Raw genomic sequence first — 532 nt, forward strand, 5'->3', positions numbered from 1 at the left:
GGCTCATGACGGTACCTGAAGAATAAGCACCGGCTAACTACGTGCCAGCAGCCGCGGTAATACGTAGGGTGCAAGCGTTAATCGGAATTACTGGGCGTAAAGCGTGCGCAGGCGGTTTTGTAAGTCTGTTGTGAAATCCCCGGGCTCAACCTGGGAATGGCAATGGAGACTGCAAGGCTAGAGTTTGGCAGAGGGGGGTAGAATTCCACGTGTAGCAGTGAAATGCGTAGATATGTGGAGGAACACCGATGGCGAAGGCAGCCCCCTGGGTCAAAACTGACGCTCATGCACGAAAGCGTGGGGAGCAAACAGGATTAGATACCCTGGTAGTCCACGCCCTAAACGATGTCTACTAGTTGTCGGGTCTTAATTGACTTGGTAACGCAGCTAACGCGTGAAGTAGACCGCCTGGGGAGTACGGTCGCAAGATTAAAACTCAAAGGAATTGACGGGGACCCGCACAAGCGGTGGATGATGTGGATTAATTCGATGCAACGCGAAAAACCTTACCTACCCTTGACATGTACGGAAG

General features: G+C 52.3%; 1 rRNA gene. It reads left to right on the top strand.

Annotated elements, in window-relative coordinates:
• Positions 1 to 532: ribosomal RNA gene (locus GJ695_RS29395) — 16S ribosomal RNA — on the top strand; the annotation flags it as partial.

Source organism: Duganella alba (assembly GCF_009674495.1).
Classification (GTDB): domain Bacteria; phylum Pseudomonadota; class Gammaproteobacteria; order Burkholderiales; family Burkholderiaceae_D; genus Rugamonas; species Rugamonas alba.